1 pseudogene is annotated in these 366 nt (G+C 36.9%); it reads right to left on the minus strand.

From position 1 onward, the window contains the following. Positions 1–366, minus strand: a pseudogene (locus CL42_RS16375) (IS5-like element ISAba27 family transposase); the annotation flags it as partial.

Consider the following 366-nt stretch of genomic DNA (forward strand, 5'->3'; position numbering starts at 1 on the left):
CCATTCGATATATCTAGCCCTATGATTTGTTTGCTGTTCGGATGATAGATCACTTGTGCTTTTAGCGTATGTTTCTTCTTTTTACCACTGTAGAACTTACTCTGATTTTTTTTTCGGACGTTCTATTGAACATTCTGTCGCATCAATAATGACCCAGTTAAACTGTTCGTCTGCTGTGGTAATGCTTCGTTTTGGCAGAGTAAACCGTCTTGATTTCATCAATGCATCTTCAACCTTTTTAATGGTTCGATTCACATTACTTTCAGCGATATGGTAATTTGCAGCCAACTCCAATTGAGTGCTGTAATTCCGTAAGTAATTGAGTGTTAATAATAATTGATCCTCTATAGCTAAAGTATGAGGACG

This window comes from Acinetobacter sp. Ver3 (assembly GCF_000632455.1).
Taxonomy (GTDB): Bacteria; Pseudomonadota; Gammaproteobacteria; order Pseudomonadales; family Moraxellaceae; genus Acinetobacter.